Origin of the sequence: Acidovorax sp. Root219 (assembly GCF_001428665.1) — a bacterium.
Taxonomy (GTDB): domain Bacteria; phylum Pseudomonadota; class Gammaproteobacteria; order Burkholderiales; family Burkholderiaceae_C; genus Acidovorax.
Genome location: NZ_LMIJ01000034.1, coordinates 56,243 through 61,219, shown reverse-complemented (window position 1 = coordinate 61,219; position 4,977 = coordinate 56,243). Strand labels below are relative to the sequence as shown.

Sequence of the window (4,977 nt, the reverse complement as noted above, 5' to 3'; positions counted from 1 at the left end):
TTTGGTGACTTTCTCTTGGCGGCCAAGAGAAAGTTACTGCGCCGCCGGGCGCACACCCCGGCCTCCGCCCTCAGCAAAAGAACAGAAGCAACCACACCAAAAACAACCCGCATCACGCACCACCACGACCAGAAAGCACCGTGCTACCGTAGCACCCCATGCTTGCCACCGTAGTCATCAGCACGTTCACCATCCTCATCATCATCGGCCTGCTCGCCGCCATCTTTCTCGCCCTGCGCGATGCAAGGCGCAAAAGCAAAAACAAGGCCGCAGAGAACCAGCCCCCACCCCAGCCCCCTCACCCCCTCGAATGGCTACTGCACCTGCTGCTCGCCTTCATGTTCGCAGGCATAGGCGCCTGGCACTTCGCCCACCCCGATGAAATCATGGGCGGCGGCGCAGGCATGGCCGTGATCCTCGGCCTCGCCTACCTGGCACTTGGCAAATACGGCCCCGGCATCGCCGCACTGGCCGCAGCGGCCGGGTTTCTCGCAGCTTGCGTCTGGCGACTGCGCTCCCAAGACTGAAGAAGGAGAACAAGAAAAAAAGCGATCAGGGCATGCCAACCCCAAACCCCTGCGTCTCCTGCACCGCCCCATCATCGAACTGCAGCACCCGCTCGGGCCAGCGCAAAGCCGCCAGCTTGAAGTCATGCCCCACCACCTTGCCCGCCTTGCGCTCGGCCCAGCGCCCACCGGCCGAAAAATCCACGCAAAACACATTGCCGCGCTGGCCATGCCAGGCCAGCGGATGGGTGTCGGCAAACAGGTCCGCATCGCCCTTGCCCACCACGCTGCGGTCTACGGGGCGCAGGCGGCGCCAGTAGTGGCCCACCACCACGGGCACGTCGTCGGTGTAGGCGTCCCACCAGGCCTGGCGCTCTGTAAAGCGCCAGCGCCCGCCCGCGAAGAAGGGCGAGCGCCCCGTGCTCTCCACGCCCGAGGTCAGCACCTTGAGCGGGTTGAGCATCTGCTTGTTGGCCTCGTTCTCGGCATGCGCGTGCAGAAACGGCGGCTGGTGCAGGTTGTTCTCCAGGCCATGCAGCCAGTGCTCCATCTCCTGGGCCATGCGCTGCTCCAGCGCGGTCTCACGCGCCTGGCGGCTGGCGGCATGCTCCCAGTGGTCGTACTCGCTGCGCACCGACCCCAGGGGCAGCAGGCGCGCGGCATCGATCTGCACCTCCTGCCAGGCGGCGTGCACCACGCGCAGGTCCTCGCGCTCCAGCCCGACAGGCAGCACCGACAGAAACTCCACGATGGAGTGGCGCTGCGCAGGCGTGGGCCGAGCCGAGGGGGCGTACTTGTCGTGGTCGCGCACCATGCGCGCATCGAAGAACCAACCCGACCCATCCTTGGCATCTTCGCGCAGCAGGTTGATCTCGTGGTTGCCCAGCACCGCCACCGCGCGGCCCGCCTGCACCAGGCGCTGCGCCAGCGCCAGCACGGCCGGGCTGTCCGGGCCCCGGTCGCAGAAGTCGCCCACGAAGACCAGCGTGCGCCCATCGGCATGCCGGCCCTCGCCGTCGTAGCCCAGGTGGCCGAGCAACTGCACCAGCGCCTGGTACTCGCCGTGGATGTCGCCCACGATGTCGAGCGGGCCGGAGGGCAGGGGTTGGATCAGGCTCATGGGGGCAACAGGCTCCTGGGGTGTCGTCGTCAAATGGGAGGTCGTCATGCCGCTGTCGCAACAATGCCGTCAGCATACCCGCCCGCAATGCACCAGGGCACCCGCAGGCACCGGCATGCCCAGGGTTCGGGCCGCAGCATCCTCCATAATCCCCGCCCATGCCCCTGGACCGCTGGATCGACCAAGCCCTCTTCTTCGCCTACCGCTGGGCCGACTACGCCCTGCTGAACCTCATGGACGACCCCGCCCTGCTGGCGCTGGTGTTCTGCTGAGGGCGGGCCCCAGCCACCGCAGGCCGCAGCCAGCCGGCGCTACCAGGCAAGGTCACTCCCACTGCAGGTAGACCCAGGCGCACAGGGCCAGGCCCACGCCCCACAGCAGCCATGCGCGGGTGACGAGATACGGGTAGAACATCAGCACCGCCCCGCTCCAGGTCAGCACCGGCCGCGCCTGCCGGCGNNNCCACACCCCCCAGCCGATGAGGCTGAAGACCAGCGAGCCGATGAGATAGGCGGGGCTGGGCATCTGCAGGCCCAGCCCCTCAAGGAGCGCAAGTTCGTTCATGGCGTGATCACCTCGCCAGCCACGATGGCCAGCCCATGGTGGTGAGAGCAACGCCAGGCCGATAAGTTGCGCCCGCAGCACCCAGTTGGCACTCTGGCTGCGGCTTACCCCTGCAGCCCCTGCACCCAACTGCGCGGCGCCTGCCCCACCACCTGCGTGAACGCGCGTGAGAACGATGAGGCGCTGGCATAGCCCAGCTGGTCGGCCGCGGCCTTCACCGGGGTGCCGCCGCGCAGCAGGGTTTGCGCAATGGCCATGCGCCACTGGGCCAGGTAGTCTGCGGGCGGCTGGCCCACGTGGGTGCGAAAGGCGGCGGCGAACGCGCTGCGCGACATGCCGGCCTGCGCGGCCATGGTGTCCAGCGTCCAGTCGGCCTCGGGCCGCTCGTGCAGGGCCACCAGGGTGCGGGCCAGGCGCGGCTCAGCCAGGCCGGTGAGCAGGCCCGCGGGCAGCTCGGTCTCGCCCGTGTGGTCCAGCAGCCAGCGCAAAAGCTGTATCACCAGCACCTCGAACAGGCGGTCGGCCAGCAGGCGCTGGCCGCAGCGCAGGCGCTCGGTCTCGGCGAACAGCAGCGCCAGCGTGTGCTCGAGCCCATCCACCTCGCGCAGCGGCAGCACCAGCAGCGGCGGCAGCGCGCGCACCAGCGGGTGGCTGTCGCCGCCGTCGAAGTCGAGCGTGGCGCAGACGAAATCGGCCCCGTCCACCGGCGCGTTGTGGAAGTCGTGCGCCAGCGGGCGTGGGTAGAACAGCAGCGTGGGCTCGGTCACCTGCAGCCTGCGCTTGACGCCGCGTGTGCGGTGCGTGACCTCCATCTCGCCGCTGCGCAGCACGTGCAGAAACCCGCGCCCCGGCTGCGCCGCGAAGTGCGTGACGCCGCACAGCGGCCCGGCATGGAACAGGTGCGCGCGCAGGCGAAAGCGCTCGAGCAAGGCAGACAGCCGGTCGACGGGTTGCGGCAGCGGGACATTCATGGCGGAGGGCTCTATTCAGGACGAAAAGGCGTGTTTTATGGACTCATCGCACCATATTTTACTGCGTTGCGATGGAAACTTCATTCCACGTTGTTGCAGCTGCACCTCCCTTCCCTCCCTTTTTTCTCACCACCTCAACCCTGACACAGGAGCCATCACCATGAACCGCATCCCCCTGATCGACCGCGCATCCGCCCCCGCCAGCGTCGCCGGCACGCTCGACGCCATCCACGGCGCCTTTGGTGCCACGCCCAACATGTTCCGCACGGTGGCCCAGTCGCCCGCTGCGCTCAACGCCCTGTGGGGCTTCTTCGGCGCGCTGGGCAATGGCGGCAGCATCGACACGCAGCTCGGCGAGAAGATCGCCGTGGCGGTCGCCAACCGCAACGACTGCCACTACTGCCTGGCCGCCCACACCGCCCTGGGCCGCAAGGCCGGCGCCAGCGCCGCCGAGATGGGCGCCGCGCAGACCGGCCAGTCCGACGACCCGCGCACCGCCGCCGCCCTGGCCTTTGCCCTGAAGCTCGTGGAAGCCCGCGGCCAGGTGTCCGAGGCCGATGTGCAGGCCCTGCGCAGCGCCGGCTTCAGCGACGGCCAGGTGGTGGAAATCGTGGCACATGTGGCGCTCAATCTGTTCACCAACTACGTGAACGTTGCGTTTGCGGTGCCGGTGGATTTCCCATCCGTCGCGCTGCGCCGATAAGGAGACCGCCATGGACGACCACGCAACCGGGCTGGCGCCCGAACTGGAGATCGCGCAGTGGCTGAACGCCGATGCGCCGATCACGCTGCAGGAATTGCGCGGCAAGGTAGTGGTCATCCACGCCTTCCAGATGCTCTGCCCCGGCTGCGTGGCCCATGGCCTGCCCCAGGCCGCAGCCCTGCGCGCGACCTTCGACGAGCGCGACGTGGCGGTGCTGGGGCTGCACTCGGTGTTCGAGCACCATACGGTGATGACGCCCCAGGCATTGAAAGCGTTTGCGCACGAGTACCGGCTCCCCTTCCCGATCGGCATCGACATGCCGGGCACCAGCGGGCCCATTCCGCGCACAATGCAGGCGTATGGCCTGCGCGGCACGCCCAGCTTGCTGCTGATCGACCGGATGGGACGGCTGCGGCTGAACCACTTCGGGCGCATCGACGATATGCGCGTGGGGGCGCTGGTGGCGCAGTTGGTGGCCGAGCCAGGTGCCGAGGCTCGGGCTGGGACGGCTTCACCCAGCGCCGCGCCTGTCGGAGGTTCTCGTCCAGGAGACGCGGTCTGCGATGCCGATGGCTGTGCGGTGGCTGGTTGAGCATTCCTTTCATGTGGCGGCGATGGATTGGCGCAGGTGTGCGGCATTTGAATGCTTGATGCTTGAGCTTGCTGTCGCCGCTCGTGGTCGATGGGGGCTGGTGTTTTTGTGTCGAGGGCGGGGGCCGGGATGTGCGCCCGGCGGCGCAGTAACTTTCTCTTGAGTCGTCAAGAGAAAGTCACCAAAGAGAAGACGACCCCCAGTCTGCGTCCCCCATTCGCCCTGTCGGGCGAACGGGGGCAATCTGCGATGCTCGGATCTGGGGTGGGCGTCGCTGAACTCGCTGCGTTCTTCGAACTCCGCTCAGACAGCAGCGACGAGCCAGATCACGAAGTGCGTGTGTCCTTCGGCACATGCACCCACCCCAGCTCCTGCGCTTCTCGGCGCAGCCAGCAGGGGTGGGGAGCGGGGACAAAGACGGCTGCTGCTTCGCAGCTGCGCCGGGTGTCGGTTACGCGCTGCGCGCTGCCGACATGTTGGGCGCGATCACTCTGCCCAGGCCGAGCGCAGCGATGGCGCCT

The 4,977-nt window shown here is 67.9% G+C and carries 5 protein-coding genes; 3 read left to right on the top strand and 2 right to left on the bottom strand.

Going from position 1 to position 4,977, the window contains the following annotated elements:
* Window positions 1-158: 158 nt before the first annotated feature.
* Complete coding sequence (locus ASE28_RS27070; RefSeq protein ID WP_057269249.1) at window positions 159-527, top strand: hypothetical protein; 369 nt, start codon at window positions 159-161, stop codon at window positions 525-527.
* A gap of 25 nt (window positions 528-552) precedes the next feature.
* Here the strand turns inward: ASE28_RS27070 and ASE28_RS27065 are convergent, their stop codons facing one another.
* Together ASE28_RS27065 and ASE28_RS27055 are read right to left on the bottom strand one after the other, a co-directional pair.
* Window positions 553-1,626, bottom strand: coding sequence for a metallophosphoesterase (locus ASE28_RS27065; protein WP_057269248.1), 1,074 nt, complete (start codon window positions 1,624-1,626; stop codon window positions 553-555).
* Window positions 1,627-2,294: 668 nt separating this feature from the next.
* Complete coding sequence (locus tag ASE28_RS27055) at window positions 2,295-3,161, bottom strand: AraC family transcriptional regulator (RefSeq protein ID WP_057200892.1); 867 nt, start codon at window positions 3,159-3,161, stop codon at window positions 2,295-2,297.
* Window positions 3,162-3,321: 160 nt separating this feature from the next.
* Here ASE28_RS27055 and ASE28_RS27050 point away from each other — a divergent pair, with 160 nt between their 5' ends.
* Complete coding sequence (locus ASE28_RS27050) at window positions 3,322-3,864, top strand: carboxymuconolactone decarboxylase family protein (protein WP_057269246.1); 543 nt, start codon at window positions 3,322-3,324, stop codon at window positions 3,862-3,864.
* A 10-nt stretch (window positions 3,865-3,874) separates the two neighbouring features.
* Window positions 3,875-4,456 (top strand): peroxiredoxin, encoded by a 582-nt coding sequence (locus tag ASE28_RS27045; RefSeq protein WP_057269245.1) that lies wholly within the window; start codon window positions 3,875-3,877, stop codon window positions 4,454-4,456.
* Window positions 4,457-4,977 lie beyond the last annotated feature (521 nt).

Bases quoted from the DNA above. Each gene is read 5' to 3' on its own strand.
- ASE28_RS27070 (WP_057269249.1), top strand. From the start codon at position 159: ATGCTTGCCACCGTAGTCATCAGCACGTTCACCATCCTCATCATCATC.
- ASE28_RS27065 (WP_057269248.1), bottom strand. From the start codon at position 1,626: ATGAGCCTGATCCAACCCCTGCCCTCCGGCCCGCTCGACATCGTGGGC.
- ASE28_RS27055 (WP_057200892.1), bottom strand. From the start codon at position 3,161: ATGAATGTCCCGCTGCCGCAACCCGTCGACCGGCTGTCTGCCTTGCTC.
- ASE28_RS27050 (WP_057269246.1), top strand. From the start codon at position 3,322: ATGAACCGCATCCCCCTGATCGACCGCGCATCCGCCCCCGCCAGCGTC.
- ASE28_RS27045 (WP_057269245.1), top strand. From the start codon at position 3,875: ATGGACGACCACGCAACCGGGCTGGCGCCCGAACTGGAGATCGCGCAG.